The following is a 19,161-nucleotide window of genomic DNA, read 5'->3' on the forward strand; positions in this document are numbered from 1 at the left end:
CATGCAAGGCCATGTCCGTCCATATCGAGAACCATCTCTGGATCACCCTGGCCGATGGATGCCGCCTGGGCGCGCGGCTGTGGCTGCCGGCGGGCGCCGGCGACACGCCGGTACCGGCCATCCTGGAATATATCCCCTATCGCAAGGGCGACGGGACGCGGGTGCGCGATGAACCGATGCATGGCTATTTCGCCGCCCAGGGCTATGCCTGCGTGCGGGTGGACATGCGCGGCAGCGGCGAGTCCGACGGGCACCTGGCCGATGAATACCTGAAACAGGAACAGGACGACGCGCTGGAGGTCATCGCCTGGATCGCCGCACAGCCCTGGTGCAGCGGCGCCGTCGGCATGATGGGCAAATCCTGGGGCGGCTTCAACTGCCTGCAGGTCGCCGCCAGGCGTCCCCCGGCGCTGAAGGCGATCATGACGGTCTATTCCACCGACAACCGCTTCACCGACGATATTCATTACATGGGCGGCTGCCTGCTGAACGACAATCTGTGGTGGGGCAGCCTGATGCTGGCCTTTCAGGGACGGCCGCCTTTCCCCGAGATCGCGGGACCGGACTGGCGGGCGCAGTGGCTCGAACGGATCGCCGCCATGCCCTTCTTCCCGGCCCTGTGGCTGGCGCACCAGCGCTATGACGCCTACTGGAAGCACGGATCCGTCTGCGAGGCGTATGACGACATCGCCTGCCCGGTCCTGGTGGTCGGCGGATGGATCGACAGCTATACCAACGCCGTGCCGCGCCTGCTGGAACGGCTGACGGTGCCGCGACGCGGGATCATCGGCCCATGGGGGCATGTCTATCCCCATGACGGCGCCCCGGGGCCGGCCATCGGCTTCCTGCAGGAGGCCGTGCGCTGGTGGGACCAGTGGCTGAAGGGACAGGATACCGGCATCCTGGATGAACCGATGCTGCGCGCCTACGTCACCGACGCCTATCCGCCCGACGGCACCCGCACCTTCATTCCCGGCCGCTGGGTGGCCGAAGCCCACTGGCCCTCGCCCGACATCACGCCGCGCACGCTGCACCTGCGCGCCGACCACGGGCTGGGCGCGTCCGACGGCGGCGACGCCGTGCTGTCCATCCGCTCGCCGCAGAGCCATGGCCGCGCGGGCGGCGAATGGATGGGCACCGGCTGCCCGGGCGAGATGCCGACCGACCAGCGTCTGGACGACGGCGGCGCCCTGGTCTTCGAGACCGATGTCCTGGACACGGCCTTCGACATCCTGGGCGCGCCGCGCCTGCATGTGCGCGCGGCATCCGACGCGCCCGTGGCCCATGCGGTGGTGACGCTGTCCGACGTCGCACCGGACGGGCAGGCAACGCGCATCAGCTACCAGGTGCTGAACCTGACGCATCGCAACGGGCATGAAACGCCGGAACCGCTGGTGCCGGGCGCATGGTTCGACCTGACGGTGACGCTGAACGATTGCGGACATCGCTTCGCCCCCGGCCACCGGCTGCGGATCGCAATCGGCACGGCATACTGGCCGCTGATCTGGCCGGCACCCCACGCCGCGACCCTGGCGCTGCGGGACGGCCGGCTGGTGCTGCCGGTCCGCTCGGGGGCGGAGACCGCGCAGGGGGCCGCCCCGGCGTTCCCCCCGCCGGCACACGGCCCCCTGACGCCCGTGACGCAGCTCGATCCGGGACGGATCGAACGGTACAGCGTGCAGGATTGCGTAACCGGCACCATGCGCTACGTCACCGACGCCGAAGGCGGCGTCTTCGGCGAAGGGATCTATCGCCTGGACGGGGTCGACACCCTCGTGTCGCACAATCTCAGGCGCGACCTGACCATCCGCGACGACGACCCTCTGTCCGCCCGCTACGTGCTGACCCAGACCTACGAAATGGGACGTGCAGGCTGGATGACGAAAATCGTCACCCGAACGGAAATGACGTCCGATGCGGGCTATTTTCACCTGTCCGGACAGCTGGAAGCCTTTGAAAACGACCAACCGGTGGCCCGGCGCGACTGGTCCGAACATATTGCGCGCGACCTGATGTGACGGGGCAGATCGGCAATGCCCTCTGCGGGTTTCAGGACAGAGCCCCGAGACCTGCCACGGCCGGCTACCAGGCCGCACCGAAGATCAGGATGCAGGCATAGAGCGCGATGATCCCCGCGATGCCCCCGATCATCACGGACCAGTACCCGATCGAATGGCCAGGTGTCGTGGACAGCCGGCGTGCAAGAATGTCGGTCATGGACGCCCCCTTTTTCCAAGGCGGTTTTTTACTCCCTGCAGGTGGGCACCCCCATCGCGGCGGCAAGGAGGGGTGGACGACGCCGCCGATCACAACCCCACGATCCGCGCCCGTTTCACAGGCCCTGCCCTCCGACGGACGCGCGATTCCCTTGTCCGACGCGGGCGTCGGCTGGCATGCTGGCGCCCGTATCCGCGAAGGACCGTCCCGACATGCGTATCCGCCTGCTCCTGTCCACCCTGTCCGTCGTCGCCCTGATGGGGACGGCCCCCGGTTCGGCTGCTCCCTGCCGCGACGCCAAGGGCAAGTTCGTCACCTGCCCCAAGCCGAAACCGGAAAAATGCCGTGACGCCAAAGGTAAATTCATCAAATGCCCTGCGCCGGCGATACCGGCGGCACCAGCCACGCCGGGCTGATCGAGAGGCGCCCGGCAGGGCCCCGGACGGACGACGCGCCGACAGGCATTTCAGAACTCTTGCGCGAGAGCGGTCCTTTGGACTGCCCGCCACCAAGCACGGGAAACGCGCGTCCGATCTCCGGCAGAAGGGTTTTCAGTCGGACTCCCAAGGCGGGATGCAACTCCCGCAGCTTCCTCCCGTTCGATCGCACACAGGCGCCTCAATGGAGAAAAGCGATGGGACGCTTCGCCCGACACGCGACCCGGCAGGCTGTGCTTGCGTTACTGGCCGTCCTGGCCAACCCGGCCGTATCACTGGCCCAGCCCACCCCGCCCCGCCTGCCACCTCCGGCAAATCCACATACCAACACACCGCCGGAACGGATGGGCGATATGCCGCAGATGAATTGCGCCAGCGAAATGACACCGGGGCGCTGCGGCCACCAGGACATGCTCGGGCCGCCGCCCGAGCACAGGCCCGTCCCCGCCAGCCGCCCGACCTCCAAGGAAAAACCGAGGAACCCGCCCCGTCCGACGACATCCGCCCCACCGCACGCCACGTCTCCCTGACAAGCGCCGTCACCGGGCAACGAAACCTATGGCCTGTTCTCGCGTTTCGTCCAAAACCTCAAGGACGATTCATGACCCGCGTTTTTGCTGCTGTTCTCGCGCTTCTGGCCGCCACCGCGCCCCTGACCGCCTGCACCCACCACCGGACCTTCGGCGAGAAGGTCCGCGACACGGTCGATCCCCCCCAGGGGCCCGTCGAGAAAGCCGGACGCGCGGTGGACCGCGCAACCGGCAACTGATCGACGCGGACGGCCGGGCAGCGGCGTCAGCCGTTGGCCCGCGCCCGCCGCAGCACCCACATCACGACGCCGGACACCGAAAAGAGGCACAGGGCCAGGCCGTTCAGCCCGATCAGCACGCTCCAGGCATAGCCGGGCAAGGTCGGGCCAAGCCGGTTCTGATGCAGGATCCGGATCCAGGCATACAGGCGCTGCCCCACGCCCTGCGTGCCGGGATCGGTGACCACGGTCATCGCGCCATCATGGCGATCGATCCTCACGCTCGTGGGACGGTTCGCTCCATATCCGGGCTGCACCACGCGCACGACGAACGGGCCCGGCGTCCCCATCTGGACGTCCGTAATCGTATCGTCCGGCCTGGCCTGGCGGATCGCCGCCAGGGCCGTGTCCAGCCCGTCTTCCTCCGCCTCCATGCCCCCCGCGTCCGCACCGGCCGCATGCCGGTGGCCGCGATGCTCCCCCCCGTCCCCGGGGGGCTGCCGATGCTGCCCGGCTCCGCCACCCGGAAACATGTCCGGATAGCAGATCATCACCCCGCTGCCTCCCATGAAGCCGAGAAGCAGGAACATCCACGCGCCTACCGCAAGATGCGTTTCACGCCAGAGCCTCAAGCCGCGCGCCTTGCGCGAAATCATCAGACCGCGCCGCCAGAGTCCCGAACGCCACAGATGGCTGCGCGGCCACCACAGCACGATGCCGCTGACCGCCATCCCGACCAGGAAGACGCCGACCCACCCCATCGGCCCCCGCCCCACCGGCAGCAGCAGCAACGTGGTATGCAGACGCAGGACGAAGCCATAGAGGGCACTGCGCTTCTGCGTGCCGATCACATGGGCGGACGACGGGTCGACCAGGATTTCGAGCGCGGGGCGATGTCCCCCCGCCGGGCCGAACCCGACGCTGGCCGGGTCATGCAGGCCCTGCGACGGCGCATAACGCAGCGCAGTCAACCCGGCGGGCGCCGCAGCCCGGGCCGCCGCGACCAATTGGCTTGCGGGAAGCGGAGGGCCGGACTGGACGATCTGCGGCCGCCCGGGCGCCTCCTGGGGCAGTACGACCATCAGGAATCCGGTCAGGCCCTGCAGGGCAAAGGGAATCGCCAGGATCAGCCCGATCCAGCGATGCAGCTTGCGGATCAGCGGCATCAGGCGGCACCGCGAATCGTCATGCGCATCTTCCATGTCGTACTGTGATATTTTTCGAACACACGTATCATAACGAGCACCATTGGCGCATGAGGTTGTGGTAGCAGTTGACCAGGCCAAGGATATCCCGATCATCGTCCGGCAGCCGGGCCCGCAGACCCATGATGGTCCGGTCCAGATCGAACAGGATCCGGCGCAGAGTCCCGTCGCGGATCATGGATTGGGTCCAGAAGAACGACGCCCAGCGGCTGCCGCGCGTCACCTGGGCGACACTGTGCAACACCGTCGTGTCATAGACGATCATGTCGCCGGCCGGCAGTTTGACGGCCTGTGTACCGCTTTCGTCATGGATCAGCAATTCACCGCCGTCATATTCCTCGGGCTCGGTCAGGAACAGGGTCGCGGAAATATCGGTCCGGATTCTCAGCCCGCCGGAACCGGGGATGTAGCGGATCGCATTGTCGACATGCGCGCCGAATTCCATGCCGACATCGTACCGGTTGAACAGTGGCGGCACGATGCGATTCGGCACCGCCGCGCTGGTGAACAGCGCGTTGCGCGCCAGCGCGTTCAGGACCAGGTCGGCCATTGCGCGATGGTCCGGATGATCGAGCGGCAGTTGAAGATTATGCTTGGCCTGCGCCGATTGCGGGCCCGCGGTAACCCGCCCGTCGCGCCAGTCGGCCCGTGCCAGCACCGCGCGGCAATGGGCCAGTTCGTCCCGGCTCAGCAGTTCGGGGATATGCAGCAGCATCAGTTGACCTCATGTTCCGCAAGGAATCGTTCCATCTGCGCACGGAAGGCCGGCGTGCCGGTTCGACGTGCGATGTCGAAATGACGCTGCGCCTGCGCGTGCCGGCCTTCCGCTTGCAGGAAACGGCCCAGGTTGAAATGCCCCCGGAAATCCCCGCCTTCCGCGGCCCGGACGTACCAGGCCCTGGCCTGGCCAATGTCACGCGCCACGACCCACCCGTCTTCGTAAAACCCGCCGATGATATTGAATGATTTGCAATGACCATGCGCGGCGGCCCGTCGGAACCAGGCCAGCGCGCGGACACGGTCGGGCGCGCCGTCCCAGCCCAGGGTCAGGCCCGTCGCGTAATTGTACATGCCCCAGTCCAGACCCGCGCACGCGGCGCCGCGATACCAGCGCAGCGCGTCGGCCGGGGCCGGGGCCACGCCCCACCCCAGTTCGCAGCAGCGTCCGACCATGTTGAGGCCCATCGCATGGCCCTGGCGCGCGGCGGCCAGGAACCAGCCCAGCGCCGCCCGCTCATCCCGGGGCAGGAGCGTACCGTCCAGCAGGATTTGCCCCAGCATCAATTGAGCATCCGCCTGCCCCGCGCTGGCGAGGGCGCAGATCGCGGCGATGCCGTCCGCGACATTTTCCTGCCCCCCGTCCTGCATGCCGGTTCCGTCGTGCATCCCGCGCAGGCGCTCAGAAATGGGCGTTCATCGTGACGAGGGCGGTCCGGCCGGGCGCCTGCATCGCATAATGCGTCGTGTAGGCCTGCGTGAAATACCGCTTGTTGGCGAGATTCTGAATATTGAGCTGCAGGCTGTAATTCCGGCGGAACTTGTAATTCGCCATCATGTCGAAACGCCAGTAGCTGGGCACGAATTTCGGCGCGGTCGGCGAATCCGTGCCGTACACCTTGCTCATGTAATAGACGCCCGCCGCCACCGTCAGCGGCTTGATGATCTGGTAGGTCGTCCACAGCGCCAGGCTGTTCTCCGGCGTGTTCGGCGCATGCCGCCCGTCCATCAGCCCCGCCGCGGCCCCGGCCCCGCCGGCCTTGAGCAGCCGCGCGTCGAGGTAGGTGTAGCCGCCATTGACCGACCATTTGCGAGTGATCTGTCCGTTCAGGCCGATTTCAAAGCCACGGACCCGCTTGGTGCCCCCATTGGCGATCCCGCCCGACGCCGTGCTGATCTTGAAATTGGTGCTGTTGATCTGGAACAGCGCGCCGGTCACCATCACCCGGTTATGAAGCACGCTCCATTTGGTGCCGACCTCGATCGTACGATCGCGTTCCGGCTTCAGGACACTGCCGATATTGCCGGTCCGGTCCGCCCCGAGGCTGATATCGTCCGAGCCCTGCCCCACTGAATTGCCCGGCGGAATCGCCGCCGTGGCATAGGACGCATAGATCGACCCGTTGGATCGCGGCTTGTACACCAGCCCGCCCTGGTAGGTGAACAGATTGTCGCCACGCCCGTATTCCCCCGCCGACGAACGGTAGGTGCTCTCCACATTGTCGTAGCGCACACCGAAATTGGCCTGAAGCTGACGCAGCAGGGTAATGGTGTCGAACAGATAGACCGCCTTGGTGTCGAAGCGCGTGCTGTTCGGATTCCCCGTGCGTTTTAGGGTTCCGGTCCAAAGATCGTTCGGATTCGGATTGGCCAGCGAGGTGCAGGTATAGGACGAGAAGGCCAGCGCGGTCGCGCATCGCGTAAAGCTGGTGCCCGAACCAACGCTCTGTCCGTTCACATAGGCGGTATAGGTATCGTTCTTGCCCTGCTCGCGGGTGAATTCGGTGCCCGAGGCAAACTGGTTCTTGAAGCCCAGCAGATGGACCGACCCATAGAAATCGGTCTGGTTGGTCGCCGTGTCGAACGTGGAAATGCGGCTGTTCAGGCGACGGTAGACATAGCCGTAATAGATGTTGCCCTGGCTGTCGTCCGGCATGGTCCACGCATCGTTCTGCGTGGTCTCGGAATAGCGTGTGGTATTGCGGATATGCAGGTTGCTGCTGAAATCATGTTCCAGCCGCAACGTACCCATATCAATGCCGTCCTGGTCGAAATCGCGGTTTTTCAGCCCGTACCAGGTATCGAACGGCACCTTCACCGGCGCACCGCTTCCCGTCGCCAGCACCCGCGCCGCGCCGTCGGACCGTGCGTTGAAGGTGGGATTGTTGTAGGGAATGCCGACGTTGGGCACATCGTCATTCTGCATGTGATAATACATCAGGGTGACGCGGTTGGGCGTGCCCAGTCCGAACGACAGCGACGGCGCCACGCCATAGCGACGATAATGGGTGGGCCCGCGTCCGGCCACGCCCTGGTCGTCGCCCATCAGGTTCAGGCGGAACGCGCCGGTCGGGCTGATTTTCCAGTTGCCGTCGAACGTGCCCCGCTTGTAGTCCGCATTGCCGAAACCCAGGCTGGCATCGATCGCGTTCTTCAGGCTGGGCATCTTGCTGTTGATGTAGATGGCGCCGCCGGCGCCGCCACGTCCGTTGAAGGCGCCGGTATCGCCCTTGATGACCTCGACCGATTCCACATTGAATGTCTCGCGCGATTGCGCGCCGACATCGCGCAATCCGTCGACGAAGGTGCTCGACTGCGCGTCGTAGCCGCGCAGGAACGGCCGATCGCCGACCGGATTGCCCCCTTCGCCCGCGCCCATCGTGATCCCGGGCACGTTGCGCAGCGCATCGGCCAGCGTGTTCGACGCCGTCTGGGTCAGCAACTGGCGCGAAATGATCGACACGCTCTTGGGCGTATCCAGCAGCGGGGCGGTGAATTTCGGCGAGGCCTCGTGCCACAGCCCGACGACCTCGATATGTTCGTGATGAGGGGCCGGCCGGTCTTGATGGGCCTTCTTCTTCTCCTCGTCCGACATCTTGTCCGGGGCGGCCATGCCCGTGGTGGCGGTCAGCCCCTGCGTTCCAACCATCGCCAGGGCCAGACCGCACAATGTCTGGCCGCGCTGGGGCACCACAAGATGCGCGGCACGCCATTTTCCAGTGACACCCATTCCCTCGGGACCTCTTGTTATAATATGCAAATGCGAACAACTCGCAATTCAGATCTGTTCATGACGTACCCGAATCGTCAAGAGATTCGTTCATGACAAATGATGTCCAGGGGCGGCCAGACCAGGCTGCCTGGACGTGTTACAAGATGTGGCGAACAGCTTCGCACCAGCCTCCGTCGATGACGGACAAGCGAATACGCCTGCGCTGCGTACGATCGTGATCCTGCCAGGGGCGGCAGGCGGTGTCCGTCAGCCACGCCGATAACGTCGCGGCCGATAACGTCGCGGAATGCATGCTCCCGGCTGCCGAGAAAGGCCCCGGGGTGAAGAGGCCTGTCACGTGACGGACGGCGAGGACTCCACGCTCAAAATCGTGCTGCACGACCTTCTCGGAACACGCGGCGTTCCGCCCATTGAACGCAGCGCCCCTTTCAGGATCGCCATGGCTCATGGCGAGTGTCATGGAACCGTCTGGCGTTTATTGCGACTTCGCTCCAAGCCGCCGGTTACGCGTCAGACCCTGCGGATGACTGGCCGGTACTTCACCCTCGACGTCTCAAGGCACGCCACGATCTCGGTTACATACCGATCATCAACTGGACTGAAGGCATCGTGCGCCTGCGCGATAGCGAGGGCCGCCGCGAAGGGAGATGAATGGAGCAGTGCTCTTCGGGAAAAGGCGGAAGGGTACTGGCTGTCGAAGGGTGAGATGCGCGGCCGGCATATCGGCGACCGACCGCTCTCCGACCCCTTCTCCCTCGGACTCACTCCAATCAATGGGATTGTGCTTATTTCCGAATCTCTCGTGACACTCTCGGGATACTGGCCGATCAGCGCGGCTGCGTCGTCAACGCATTCCAGGCAGCGAGAGAGTCCATGTAGTCCCGCCAGTGCGCGATTTTCCGGTTCTCGATCCTGAGGATCGAGCAAAACCGATTGTTGTAGGTCACGCCCGTTGCGAGGATCGTCCCATGGATTTCGTATTCGAGGACGACGACATGGCCATCGTCCGTCTTGTGGACAATCAACCTGTCGGCGGACCGAAGGGCGATGTTGTCGACATAGCCCCGGAACGCGGCCATCAGGCCGGTCCGTCCCTGAATAACGCGAGGCCAGCCGGGAACGTCGTAAAGAACCTCGTAGACGACATCGTCCGCCATGGTGTCGAAGAAATGCTCGCCGTCGACGAAGGAACCGAGCACACCTCGAACCAGATCGAAATATGGGGCGGCGGGCTCGTAGGCAGCGTATCGGGGATTCGGCATTCCGGCCACTCCATGCATTTCGCAAGATTTCTTGCCAAACTGTAGCTACATATAAATCGGAGGCTGGTTTCGAAGAAGGCACTTTGACATCAGTGACTAGCCCCGAGGTAAGTCATGAAGAAACCGAGCAGGGCCGGCCATCTGGACCCCGCCGCAATCTGCAGAAGCTCGAACCCGATGGCGGTCCGGGAACTGTTGACGAAGATCGGCGACAAATGGTCGATCTTCGTCGTGCTCTCGCTCGAGTTGCTCGGCGGCCGCGCCCGGTTTCCCGAACTGAAACGCGCGGTTCCGGGAATTTCACAACGAATACTCTCCTCGACCCTGAAGACCCTCGAACGTGACGGACTGGTTGTTCGCGAACTGTTTCCCGAAGTACCGCCCCGTGTCGACTATGAGATGACGGACCTCGGAAAGAGTCTGCTGCTCCCCACACAAGGACTGGTCGACTGGGCCAAGGCCAATTGGGAGCAGGTCAGGGAAACGCAATTCAGATACGATACAAGATAGCGTCGGACATCGCGGGGGCGCACGGCAGGCGGTTCCCCTCCTCCAGGGACGTGCGGCTTTGCGCCGAACCGAAATTTTTGTCTCTGGCGATCGGCCGTCACGCTGGGCACCTGTTCCTCCGCGTTGAACAGGACCTCAGACAGCCTGCCGCCCAATCCGGAATGCCAAATGCAATCTCAGATTGCATTTCCCTGCACATTGACTTTCGGGGCTATCACCTCCGCGGGGCGACCCTGCCACCGGAACACGGGGTATTATCCCTGTCATTCGGGAATATTTTTTTCTTTTCGCTGGACTTCGGTAGAAACGCTCAATTTTTGATAAATACCCAAAGAAACGACAATAAATGTCGCACAAAATACAAGGATAGCGGGATAGATTATTTTTTCCGGAGATCTTGCGCTGGTCTCAAAAATTCCGACAAGTCCTTCGATGAATATTGCTATAATTATTGTCGTTATGAATTTGGTCAGACTCATCCGTGCTTCTGAAAGGGTTTTCTTGCTTCGGGTATGTATGACTTCTTCTTCGACAAAGAATTTTGCAACATCGAACACGGCAATGGCGATGACGACGTAGCTTACGGCCTGCAGGACCGCGTCCCGTCCCTCGTGTCGCGAAAGGCCGACGGATGCGATCAAATCAAGCAATCCGTAGGCGATCAGGGCAAGGGACAGCATCATCAGGATCATGCTCGCGCATGCGAATGTCAGGCGGGACAAGGTATTCATCTTGTCGATGACGGTCACTCCTCCGTTCGCACCGCATCAGGGGCGGCATGGACACTAGCACCCGACGGGCCGCAGAGTTCCGGCCGCCGTCCAGCAAGAGGCCCGCGCGTATGCCGGCGGCGTCGGACGCGCATCGGATCCGTGACTTTTTCGATTGGAGCGCGTAACAGTCGCGTCGAGCCACCTCTTTCGCTTATGACTGGTCTTCTGCCATGCCATTCCGCGCATGCCGGCCCCTGCGAGAGGCCGCATACATGTCCATTCGAAAATGGTACGACGATTGCCGATGAGCCCGGACTTGATACACGTTCACAACCTCTGGTTGATATTTGTCGCCGTCCTTGTTTGCGCGAACGGGTCGTGGACATCGGTCAGCCTGTTCAATCGTGCCATCGGCGCGATCGGAACCCGCCAGACGGGATGGCAGGTCCTGACCGCCATCTCGGCGGGCACGACGGTGTGGTGCACGCATTTCATCGCCGTTATCGCCTTCAATCCGGGGGTACCGGTCGGCATCGACCCGGGCATGACGATGCTGTCCCTGATCCTGGCGATGCTGGGGGCGGGGCTGGGGTTCGCCGTCGCCATGATCAAATCGAAATGGTGCATGCCGATCACGGGCGGAATCGGCATGGGGCTGGCGATCGCGGGAATGCATTACACCGGCATGCAGGCCTACCTGGCGCATGATGCGGTGACGTGGAACCCCATCCAGGTGATCGGCTCCGTCATCCTGACGATGGTTCTCAGCGCCGCCGCCCTGCATTTCGCGGTTCGCCGCGCCAGCGGCCTCGACCGGTTGACCGCCAGCGTCCTGATCTGCCTGGCGCTCGTCGGCCTGCATTTCATCAGCGTCAGTGCCCTGCGCATCGTCCCCCGGCCGATTGCGGGTCCGTTCGTCTATCCCGTCCTCATGCAGGCGATGGCGATCGCGGTCGCGATCGGTGCCATCGGCATTTTCGCGACTATTCTGGCCTGCAACCAGATCGACGAGACGACCCGGGCGGAGGCCTACGACAAGATCCTGCAGATGGCCCTGAACGACAGCCTGACCCGGTTGCCGAATCGGGAAAGTTTCAACCAGCGCCTGGACCGCGAGATCGCGCATGCCGGCAAAACGGGCGCCCGGATCGCACTGGTTGCCATCGACCTCGACCGCTTCAAGGAAATCAACGATTTGTGGGGCCACGCCGCCGGCGACGAGGCCCTGCGCCTGATCGCGGAACATATGCGCGCGACCCTGCACGAGGACGAATTCATCGCCCGGGTCGGCGGCGACGAATTCGCCGCGATCTACCGGATCGCAGGGGACGACGACCTGGCGGATTTCCTGTCGCGGATCACGACGACGCTGAACCGGCCGATCCGGGTGGAAAACCGGGACGTGCTGGGCGGCGGCAGTATCGGCGTCGCATTCTATCCCGATAATGGCGACAGCAAGCAGGCCCTGATCAACAACGCCGACCTGGCCATGTATCGGGCGAAGAAAAGCACGACGCAGAAGGTCTGCTTATATGATGCAGGCATGGACGAAGCCGCCCGGGCCCGCACAGTCCTGACGGCCGAATTGCGGGCCGCCCTGGAAGCGGACCAGTTCGAACTGCATTATCAGGTGCAGACCTCGGTGCTGACCGGCAAGATCACGGGCTACGAAGCCCTGCTGCGCTGGCGGCATCCGGAACGCGGGATGGTCCTGCCGTCCGAGTTCCTTCCGCTGGCCGAGGAAAGCGGCCTTATCGCGCGGCTAGGCGAATGGGTCCTGCGCACGGCCTGCAACGACGCCACGACCTGGACGCCGCCGTACAGGGTCTCGGTCAATCTCTCCCCCGTTCAATTCGCCTATCCCAACCTGTCCACCCTGCTCGGGGACATCCTGGAGCAGACAGGACTGGATCCGGCCCGCCTGGAACTGGAGCTGACGGAATCGACGATCGTCGCGGACAAGGCCCGCGCGCTGATGATCGTCCGCCAGATCAAGGCGCTGGGTGTCACCATCGCACTGGACGATTTCGGCACGGGCTATTCGTCGCTGGATACGTTGCGGTCGTTTCCGTTCGACCGGATCAAGCTCGATCGCTCATTCATGCAGGATTTCGAGTTCAATCCGCAGGTCAAGGCCATCGTGCGGGCGGTACTGGCCCTGGGCAAGAGCCTGAATATCCCGGTCCTGGCCGAAGGCATCGAGACACCGGGCCAGCTTCTGCTGCTGGGCGAGGAAGGGTGCGACCATGCGCAAGGCTTCTTCCTGGGCCGCCCCGCCGCGCTCCGCGACATCGTGAGCAGCGGCCAGATCATACGGGCCATCCCGTTCGGCAACACCGTGAAAATGGACCTGCGGCACGTCGTCGTGGGATAGATCCACACGACAAGGCGCGCCCTCCCGACCTGCGAAGCGCCGCCGCATGAAAGCCGCACAAAAAAACGGGCCGGGACGACATCCGACCGCCATCGCGGAAGGGTATCGTCCCGGCCCGTTTTCCAGCCCGGGTGGTGGAGAATGTCCACCACCCGGTCCGGCGGAACCGATCAGCGCTTGCTGAACTGGAAGGACCGGCGGGCCTTCGCGCGACCGTACTTCTTGCGCTCGACAACGCGCGAATCGCGGGTCAGGAAGCCGGCAGCCTTCAGGATGCCGCGCAGCGTGGGCTCGTAATGCGTCAGCGCGCGGCTGATGCCATGGCGAACCGCACCGGCCTGGCCGGACAGACCGCCGCCCGTCACCGTGCAGTAGACGTCGAACTGGTTATAGCGATCGGCAACCAGGAAGGGCTGCGTGATCAGCATGCGCAGGACGGGACGCGCGAAATAGGTCCCGACCGCGCGGCCGTTGACGGTGATGTCACCCTTGCCCGGCTTGATCCAGACGCGGGCCACGGCGTCCTTGCGGCGGCCGGTGGCATAGGAACGGCCCTGCGCGTCGCGCTTGGGCTCGTAGACCGGAGCTTCCTGCCCGACGGCGATCTGGCCGGACGCGACGACATCCTTCAGGTCGGCCAGCGTGCCCGTGCGCTCTTGGGTTTCAGACATGATGCTCAGGCCCCGATCTTCTGGGAGTTGATGGCGTTCTTCCGGTTCAGCGCGGCGACGTCCAGGGTCTTCGGCTGCTGGCCGGCATGCGGGTGCTCGTTGCCCGCATAGACATACAGATGCTTCATCTGCGCGCGCTGCAGCGGGCCGCGGGTGATCATCCGTTCCACCGCCTTGCTCACGACCTCGCCGGGGTTCTTGCCCTCCAGGCGCTGGGTGATCGTGCGCTCCTTGATCCCACCCGGATAGCCGGTGTGGTAGTGAAAGAGCTTCTGCCCGACCTTGTTGCCGGTCAGGCGGATTTTCTCGGCGTTGATCACGACGATGTTGTCGCCGCAATCGACATGCGGGGTGAACTGCGGCTTGTGCTTGCCGCGCAGGCGCTGGGCGATGATGGCCGCGAGACGACCGAGAACGAGGCCTTCGGCATCGATCAGGATCCAGTCCCGTGTCACCTCCGCGGGCTTCAGCGAGAGAGTGGTCTTCATCTGTATGTGTTCCGTCTGATAATAGGAGCGGTAACGGGTGGCGCGTTATCGTCGCCCAAGCCCATCGCGTCAAGATCAAAACAGGTTTTTGCGCCGATTTTGCGGGAAACTCGGCAACGGTATCCCGATACCACATAATGCCGCCGCCGGGCGTTGCCCGCCCGGCCGGGAATGATGTAGCTCTCGCTCAGGCCATACGGATGACCCGCACGTGAAAAAACTTTCCTCCGCCCTGATGCTGCTTCTGATCATCGTGATCGTAGGGGGCCTGGGCCTGCGTCATTTCGCCCGGCAGCGGCTGGAATCCGCGGTCGCGGACCTGCGCGCCGCCATCGGGCCGGACGCCAGCCTGACATATGCGACCGCGACCCCGCGGCTGCTGGCGCGGGGTGCGGCCTTTACCTCCATCACCTATCGCGACCCGCTGCTGACGGTGACGGCGGCCGATGCGGTCATCGGCCGGGTGACCGGCAATGCGGTCGGCGGCCAGCGGATCGGCCGGGTGACGCTGCACGGCGTACAGATCATGGAACCGGGGGCCACGGCCTCGATCGATTTGCTGGTGCTGGATGGGCTGGTTCTGCCCAATACCAGCCCGCCATCCGCCGTCCAGCCCGCCCCGCCGCGCCTCGATTCCATCCTGCTGGATGCCGGACGGGTCGAAGGGCTGCATATCGCCGTACCGGGCACACAGACCGACGTGACCATCACCCGTGCGTCGGTCCGGCAGTACGGGCTGGGCCGGTCGTCGCATCTGGACCTCGACACGCTGGCGGCACAGATCAACCTGACCCCGGGGCGGCATATCGCCATCGGGCACCTGCATGTGGACGGGCCCGACTTCGCCGGGCAGATCGCCAGCCTGCTGCAATCGGGGCACATGATCCACGAAACCGGCCGGCGTCATGTCGATGCCTCGGCGGTGGCGATCGATGCGACCGGGCCGCTGCTGCGGATCGGGCACCTGTCGGTCGATCATGACGCGACGGCGACTCGCGACGAGCTGGACGGCACGATCGGCGACCTCACCCTGTGGCCGGCCCAGGACCAGTCCCTGCTGCGCATGATCGGGTATGACCGTTTCGCCGGCGACATTCATGCGATCGCCACCGTCGACCGGCAGAACGGACGGCTGCAATTCCATCCGCTGGTCATCGACGTCCCCGCCATGGGCCGCATGGGCATCATGGCCGACCTGGACCAGATTCCGGTCGACGACCCGATGTCCCTGCCGGAGACCGCGCGCATCGTGTCGGCCACCATCGACTGGCGCGACCGGTCGCTGGCAGGCCATGTGCTGGACGGCCTGGCCCGCGCGCGGCAGGTGGCGCCGGACGTCTATCGCCAGCAGGTGTCCACCGACTTGGCGGCCTCGCCGGACGGGTCGATGCAGGCGCTGGGCCGTTTCCTGCAATCGCCCGACCATCCGTTGCAGATCCTGCTGCGTCCGCCCCAGCCGCTGAACGTGGCCATGCTGGGCGTGGCCCTTTCGATGGCGGGCGACCCGGCCACCGCCGGCCTGCTGGGCCTGACGATCTCCAGCCCGTGACCGTCCCATGACCGCGACGCCTGAGGAGGCGTCGGCCGGACCGGTCCATGTCGTCGGTGCGTCGGGCCGGTCCGGCACGGCGCTGTGCCGCGCCCTGTTGGACCGGGGCATGACGGTCGTGCCGGTGGTGCGCGACGCCGCGCGCTGGCGGGCGACGGGCCTGCCCGGCACGGCGCGGGTCGCCGACCTGACCGGCCCCGGGGCCGCGCTGACCGGCGCGCTGGCCGGCGCGACGCGGGTCGCCAGCACCGCCCACGCCCGTCACGTCCCCGCCCTGCTGGCCGCCATGCCGGCCGGCGCGACGCTGGTCTGCCTGGGCAGCACGCGCAAATTCACCCGCTGGCCCGACGTCCATGGCAACGGCGTGCTGGCAGGCGAGGCCGCCCTGCTATCCTCCGGACGGAACGGCGCGATCCTGCATCCCACGATGATCTATGGCGCGCAGGGCGAAAACAACGTGCAGCGCCTGGCGGCCCTGATGCGCCGCCTGCCGGTCATTCCCCTGCCGGGCGGCGGCCGGGCGCTGGTGCAGCCGATCCATCAGGACGACGTGACCCGCAGCCTTCTCGCGGCGCTGGAACGCCCATGGGCGGGACCGCACGCGCTGGTGATCGCGGGGGGCACCGCATTGGCCTACCGGGATTTCGCGGCGATGGTGGCGCGCCAGGCAGCCCTGCGCCCACGCCCCGTCCTGCCGGTGCCGGCATGGGCGATGAGGATGGCGGCGATGGCGACACGCGTCGTCCCCGGCCTGCCCGCGGTCGGGCCGGCCGAAATCCGGCGCCTGCTGGAAGACAAGGCGTTCGATACGGAGCCGATGCAACGCGAATTGGGAATTGTGCCGATCACGCTGGAAGAAGGGCTGTCCCGCCTCTTCCAGGCCTAGGCGCGTGCGATCGGATATATCCGACCGCGCCTGGGCACCTTTTTGAACGAGCATTCACATGCGTCAGGTCTTCCACCTCAACGCGATCTGCTCTGAAGAATTTCCGATTTCCGGAAATCCGCTGGGGCGAACGACGGGGCTCGAACCCGCGACATCCAAGACCACAACCTGGCGCTCTACCAGCTGAGCTACGTCCGCCACAGCGGGCTGTCATGTAGACAAGCTCGTCCGGCGCGTCAATCGCCCATGACGCGCCGCCGGCCGAAAAAAGATCCAGCCGGCTTCGGATCGCCGGCGGCACGCATTTTCAGGCAGGGGCTCAGAGGCCGCGCACGCCCGCCTGGATTCGCGCCACGGCCTCGGCCAGTACCTCCTTCTTCTTGCAGAAGGCGAAGCGGACCAGGTGTCGCGGGGCCTCCGGCGTGTCGTAGAAGGCCGAAACCGGGATCGCCGCGACCCGGCACCGCTCCGTCAGGGCGCGGCAGAACGCGACATCATCGCCCGCGAAGCCGGTAGGGCGAATGTCGGCAATGACGAAATAGCTGCCGTCGCAGGGCAGGATCTCGAACCCCGCCGCCCGCAACCCGTCGGACAGCTGGTCGCGCTTGTCCTGCATGTCCGCCGCCAGGGTGGTGAAATAATCCGTATCCTTGTCCAGCCCCACCGCGACGGCCCGCTGCAGGTTCGGCGCGGTGGTGAAGGTCAGAAGCTGGTGTGCCTTGGCGACGCAGGCGGCGATCGCGGCCGGCGCCGTGACATAGCCGACCTTCCACCCGGTCAGCGAAAAGCTCTTGCCCGCGCTGCCGATCCGCACGCAGCGTTCGCGCATGCCCGGCAGGGCCATCAGCGGCAGGTGCCGCGCATTGCCGAAGGTCAGGTGTTCGTACACCTCGTCGCAGATCGCATAGGCGTCGTGGCGCACCAGCAGGTCGGCGATGAAAGCCAGTTCGTCGGGGCGGAACACCTTGCCCGTCGGGTTCATCGGGGAATTGAGCAGGATGGCCTTGGTCCGGGGACCGAACGCGGCCTCCAGCGCCGCGCGCGGCAGGGACCAGTCGGGCGGCGTCAGGCGCACCGGCCGTGCCACGGCGCCCAGCGCCCGCACCACCGGCAGGTACGTGTCGTAGGCGGGTTCCAGCACCACGATTTCGTCACCCGGATCGACGATGGCCATCAGCGACGCGGTGATCGCCTCGGTCGCGCCGGAGGTCACCACGATTTCGGTCGCCGGGTCGACATCGATCCCATAGAAGCGCGCATTCGACCGCGCCACCGCCGCCCGCAGTTCCGGCACGCCGGCCAGCGGCGGATACTGGTTGCGCCCGTCGCGCAGGGCCGCCGCCGCGGCCTCGATCAGGTCGGCCGGCCCTTCGGTGTCCGGGAAACCCTGGCCCAGGTTGATGGCGTCATGCTGGACCGCCAGCGCCGACATCACCGTGAAAATCGTCGTCGGCAGGCCGGACAGCATCGTATTCAGCGATTTCATGATCGTCCTCTTGGCACATGGGTGCCGTTCATCCCTTGCTGGGGGCAGGTGTGCGGAAAATGCCGGTTTTTTGCAATCCGATCCGATTGCCCGAAACCGCGACCCGTGCAACGGTGACGCCAGGCGGCCCCCGATGTCGCGGGACCAGGCGGGCCGGCCGGGCATGCGCAACGCGGTTCCCGCGCGCCGGGACCGACCGAGGATATGACGACGTGGCATGAAAAAGATCGAGGCCATCATCAAGCCCTTCAAGCTGGACGAGGTGAAGGACGCCCTTCACGATATCGGGCTGATGGGCATCACCGTGACCGAGGCCAAGGGTTTCGGCCGGCAGAAAGGCCATACCGAGCTTTATCGCGGCGCCGAATACATTGTCGACTTCCTGCCGAAGGTGAAGCTGGAGATCGTCTGTTCGGACGACCTGGTGGACCGTGCGGTAGAGACGATCGTGGCTGCCGCGCGCACCGGACGCATCGGCGATGGCAAGATCTTCATCCTGCCGGTCGAAAACGTTATCCGGATTCGCACCGGCGAACGGGGAGAGGAGGCGATCTGACGCCTCTGCCCGATTCCATTCCCTTTCCCGCCCGCCGGAACCCGGCGCCCCCGACGGGGCCTGTCACCGGCGGACGGGCGCGTGGCCCGTCGTCCCAGACAGGACGATGGTGTCCTTGTTTCGTAACCGTTTCATCGCCGTATCGCGCGGCATCCTAGAAAGCAGGTAAATCAGAGATGGCGAAAAAAGCCCCGAGTCCCGCACCGACCTCCAGCCCCTCCCCCGACGCGGCATCCGTCGCGAAGGTGTTCAGCCTGATCCAGGAACATTCGGTGGAACTGGTGGACCTGCGCTTCACCGATCCGCGGGGCAAGTGGCACCACACGACG

The 19,161-nt window shown here is 65.1% G+C and carries 18 protein-coding genes, 1 tRNA gene and 1 pseudogene; 9 read left to right on the top strand and 11 right to left on the bottom strand.

The genetic code is table 11. The features are described 5' to 3' along the window. Positions 1 to 11: 11 nt before the first annotated feature. A complete protein-coding gene (locus tag HLH28_RS12350; protein ID WP_182959541.1) occupies positions 12 to 2,018 on the top strand; it encodes a CocE/NonD family hydrolase in 2,007 nt (668 codons plus the stop codon). Positions 2,019 to 2,082: 64 nt separating this feature from the next. Here HLH28_RS12350 and HLH28_RS18280 read toward each other — a convergent pair whose 3' ends face one another. Continuing rightward, positions 2,083 to 2,217, bottom strand: coding sequence for a hypothetical protein (locus HLH28_RS18280; protein ID WP_275943731.1), 135 nt, complete (start codon positions 2,215 to 2,217; stop codon positions 2,083 to 2,085). Positions 2,218 to 2,429: 212 nt separating this feature from the next. Here HLH28_RS18280 and HLH28_RS12355 point away from each other — a divergent pair, with 212 nt between their 5' ends. Together HLH28_RS12355 and HLH28_RS12360 are read left to right on the top strand one after the other, a co-directional pair. After that, positions 2,430 to 2,633 carry a hypothetical protein gene (locus tag HLH28_RS12355; protein ID WP_182959543.1) on the top strand — a complete coding sequence of 68 codons (204 nt, stop codon included), beginning with the start codon at positions 2,430 to 2,432 and terminating at the stop codon, positions 2,631 to 2,633. A 622-nt stretch (positions 2,634 to 3,255) separates the two neighbouring features. Further along, positions 3,256 to 3,423: a hypothetical protein gene (locus HLH28_RS12360; RefSeq protein ID WP_182959545.1), complete on the top strand. Its 168-nt coding sequence runs from the start codon at positions 3,256 to 3,258 to the stop codon at positions 3,421 to 3,423. Positions 3,424 to 3,449: 26 nt separating this feature from the next. Here the strand turns inward: HLH28_RS12360 and HLH28_RS12365 are convergent, their stop codons facing one another. The 5 genes from HLH28_RS12365 to HLH28_RS12385 form a co-directional block, all read right to left on the bottom strand. Next, positions 3,450 to 4,604, bottom strand: a complete 1,155-nt coding sequence (locus HLH28_RS12365) for a PepSY-associated TM helix domain-containing protein (RefSeq protein ID WP_182959547.1) — start codon at positions 4,602 to 4,604, stop codon at positions 3,450 to 3,452. Positions 4,605 to 4,635: 31 nt separating this feature from the next. Then, positions 4,636 to 5,322 (bottom strand): Fe2+-dependent dioxygenase, encoded by a 687-nt coding sequence (locus tag HLH28_RS12370; RefSeq protein WP_182959549.1) that lies wholly within the window; start codon positions 5,320 to 5,322, stop codon positions 4,636 to 4,638. Beyond that, positions 5,322 to 5,993 (bottom strand): tetratricopeptide repeat protein, encoded by a 672-nt coding sequence (locus HLH28_RS12375; protein WP_182959552.1) that lies wholly within the window; start codon positions 5,991 to 5,993, stop codon positions 5,322 to 5,324. Before HLH28_RS12375 ends, HLH28_RS12370 begins: the two co-directional genes overlap by 1 nt. Positions 5,994 to 6,006: 13 nt before the next feature. After that, positions 6,007 to 8,334 carry a TonB-dependent receptor gene (locus tag HLH28_RS12380; RefSeq protein WP_246396083.1) on the bottom strand — a complete coding sequence of 776 codons (2,328 nt, stop codon included), beginning with the start codon at positions 8,332 to 8,334 and terminating at the stop codon, positions 6,007 to 6,009. Positions 8,335 to 9,164: 830 nt separating this feature from the next. Beyond that, positions 9,165 to 9,599 carry a nuclear transport factor 2 family protein gene (locus tag HLH28_RS12385; RefSeq protein ID WP_182959554.1) on the bottom strand — a complete coding sequence of 145 codons (435 nt, stop codon included), beginning with the start codon at positions 9,597 to 9,599 and terminating at the stop codon, positions 9,165 to 9,167. Between the two features lie 114 nt (positions 9,600 to 9,713). Here HLH28_RS12385 and HLH28_RS12390 point away from each other — a divergent pair, with 114 nt between their 5' ends. Continuing rightward, complete coding sequence (locus HLH28_RS12390; RefSeq protein WP_182959556.1) at positions 9,714 to 10,109, top strand: winged helix-turn-helix transcriptional regulator; 396 nt, start codon at positions 9,714 to 9,716, stop codon at positions 10,107 to 10,109. A 263-nt stretch (positions 10,110 to 10,372) separates the two neighbouring features. Here the strand turns inward: HLH28_RS12390 and HLH28_RS12395 are convergent, their stop codons facing one another. Further along, the gene (locus tag HLH28_RS12395) at positions 10,373 to 10,840 is read right to left on the bottom strand and encodes a hypothetical protein (protein ID WP_182959618.1); all 468 of its coding nucleotides are present in this window, start codon (positions 10,838 to 10,840) and stop codon (positions 10,373 to 10,375) included. A 298-nt stretch (positions 10,841 to 11,138) separates the two neighbouring features. Here HLH28_RS12395 and HLH28_RS12400 point away from each other — a divergent pair, with 298 nt between their 5' ends. Further along, entirely contained in the window at positions 11,139 to 13,196 is a 2,058-nt protein-coding gene (locus tag HLH28_RS12400; protein WP_182959558.1) for a putative bifunctional diguanylate cyclase/phosphodiesterase, read from the top strand. 170 nt (positions 13,197 to 13,366) lie between these two features. Here the strand turns inward: HLH28_RS12400 and rpsI are convergent, their stop codons facing one another. Beyond that, complete coding sequence (rpsI, locus tag HLH28_RS12405; RefSeq protein WP_182959560.1) at positions 13,367 to 13,867, bottom strand: 30S ribosomal protein S9; 501 nt, start codon at positions 13,865 to 13,867, stop codon at positions 13,367 to 13,369. 5 nt (positions 13,868 to 13,872) lie between these two features. Next, positions 13,873 to 14,355, bottom strand: a complete 483-nt coding sequence (gene rplM / locus HLH28_RS12410; RefSeq protein ID WP_182959563.1) for a 50S ribosomal protein L13 — start codon at positions 14,353 to 14,355, stop codon at positions 13,873 to 13,875. 211 nt (positions 14,356 to 14,566) lie between these two features. On the opposite strand from rplM, the gene HLH28_RS12415 reads away from it, so the two are divergent. Both HLH28_RS12415 and HLH28_RS12420 read left to right on the top strand, forming a co-directional pair. Continuing rightward, positions 14,567 to 15,904: a hypothetical protein gene (locus HLH28_RS12415; RefSeq protein WP_182959565.1), complete on the top strand. Its 1,338-nt coding sequence runs from the start codon at positions 14,567 to 14,569 to the stop codon at positions 15,902 to 15,904. A gap of 7 nt (positions 15,905 to 15,911) precedes the next feature. Beyond that, a complete protein-coding gene (locus HLH28_RS12420; protein ID WP_182959567.1) occupies positions 15,912 to 16,790 on the top strand; it encodes an SDR family oxidoreductase in 879 nt (292 codons plus the stop codon). Positions 16,791 to 16,912: 122 nt separating this feature from the next. Here HLH28_RS12420 and HLH28_RS12425 read toward each other — a convergent pair. Both HLH28_RS12425 and HLH28_RS12430 read right to left on the bottom strand, forming a co-directional pair. Further along, positions 16,913 to 16,988 (bottom strand) — tRNA-His (locus tag HLH28_RS12425). 121 nt (positions 16,989 to 17,109) lie between these two features. Beyond that, the gene (locus tag HLH28_RS12430; protein WP_182959569.1) at positions 17,110 to 18,276 is read right to left on the bottom strand and encodes an aminotransferase; all 1,167 of its coding nucleotides are present in this window, start codon (positions 18,274 to 18,276) and stop codon (positions 17,110 to 17,112) included. Positions 18,277 to 18,493: 217 nt separating this feature from the next. On the opposite strand from HLH28_RS12430, the gene HLH28_RS12435 reads away from it, so the two are divergent. Both HLH28_RS12435 and glnA read left to right on the top strand, forming a co-directional pair. Next, positions 18,494 to 18,832 carry a P-II family nitrogen regulator gene (locus tag HLH28_RS12435; RefSeq protein ID WP_182959571.1) on the top strand — a complete coding sequence of 113 codons (339 nt, stop codon included), beginning with the start codon at positions 18,494 to 18,496 and terminating at the stop codon, positions 18,830 to 18,832. 176 nt (positions 18,833 to 19,008) lie between these two features. Then, positions 19,009 to 19,161 (top strand): annotated as a pseudogene (gene glnA, locus HLH28_RS18140) (glutamine synthetase); the annotation flags it as partial.

This window comes from Gluconacetobacter tumulisoli (assembly GCF_014174155.1).
Classification (GTDB): Bacteria; Pseudomonadota; Alphaproteobacteria; order Acetobacterales; family Acetobacteraceae; genus Gluconacetobacter; species Gluconacetobacter tumulisoli.

What these genes read in the sequence shown, in the direction of transcription:
- HLH28_RS12350 (WP_182959541.1), top strand. Translation starts at nt 12, where the DNA reads ATGTCCGTCCATATCGAGAACCATCTCTGGATCACCCTGGCCGATGGA.
- HLH28_RS18280 (WP_275943731.1), bottom strand. Translation starts at nt 2,217, where the DNA reads ATGACCGACATTCTTGCACGCCGGCTGTCCACGACACCTGGCCATTCG.
- HLH28_RS12355 (WP_182959543.1), top strand. Translation starts at nt 2,430, where the DNA reads ATGCGTATCCGCCTGCTCCTGTCCACCCTGTCCGTCGTCGCCCTGATG.
- HLH28_RS12360 (WP_182959545.1), top strand. Translation starts at nt 3,256, where the DNA reads ATGACCCGCGTTTTTGCTGCTGTTCTCGCGCTTCTGGCCGCCACCGCG.
- HLH28_RS12365 (WP_182959547.1), bottom strand. Translation starts at nt 4,604, where the DNA reads ATGGAAGATGCGCATGACGATTCGCGGTGCCGCCTGATGCCGCTGATC.
- HLH28_RS12370 (WP_182959549.1), bottom strand. Translation starts at nt 5,322, where the DNA reads ATGCTGCTGCATATCCCCGAACTGCTGAGCCGGGACGAACTGGCCCAT.
- HLH28_RS12375 (WP_182959552.1), bottom strand. Translation starts at nt 5,993, where the DNA reads ATGCACGACGGAACCGGCATGCAGGACGGGGGGCAGGAAAATGTCGCG.
- HLH28_RS12380 (WP_246396083.1), bottom strand. Translation starts at nt 8,334, where the DNA reads ATGGGTGTCACTGGAAAATGGCGTGCCGCGCATCTTGTGGTGCCCCAG.
- HLH28_RS12385 (WP_182959554.1), bottom strand. Translation starts at nt 9,599, where the DNA reads ATGCCGAATCCCCGATACGCTGCCTACGAGCCCGCCGCCCCATATTTC.
- HLH28_RS12390 (WP_182959556.1), top strand. Translation starts at nt 9,714, where the DNA reads ATGAAGAAACCGAGCAGGGCCGGCCATCTGGACCCCGCCGCAATCTGC.
- HLH28_RS12395 (WP_182959618.1), bottom strand. Translation starts at nt 10,840, where the DNA reads ATGAATACCTTGTCCCGCCTGACATTCGCATGCGCGAGCATGATCCTG.
- rpsI (WP_182959560.1), bottom strand. Translation starts at nt 13,867, where the DNA reads ATGTCTGAAACCCAAGAGCGCACGGGCACGCTGGCCGACCTGAAGGAT.
- rplM (WP_182959563.1), bottom strand. Translation starts at nt 14,355, where the DNA reads ATGAAGACCACTCTCTCGCTGAAGCCCGCGGAGGTGACACGGGACTGG.
- HLH28_RS12420 (WP_182959567.1), top strand. Translation starts at nt 15,912, where the DNA reads ATGACCGCGACGCCTGAGGAGGCGTCGGCCGGACCGGTCCATGTCGTC.
- HLH28_RS12430 (WP_182959569.1), bottom strand. Translation starts at nt 18,276, where the DNA reads ATGAAATCGCTGAATACGATGCTGTCCGGCCTGCCGACGACGATTTTC.
- HLH28_RS12435 (WP_182959571.1), top strand. Translation starts at nt 18,494, where the DNA reads ATGAAAAAGATCGAGGCCATCATCAAGCCCTTCAAGCTGGACGAGGTG.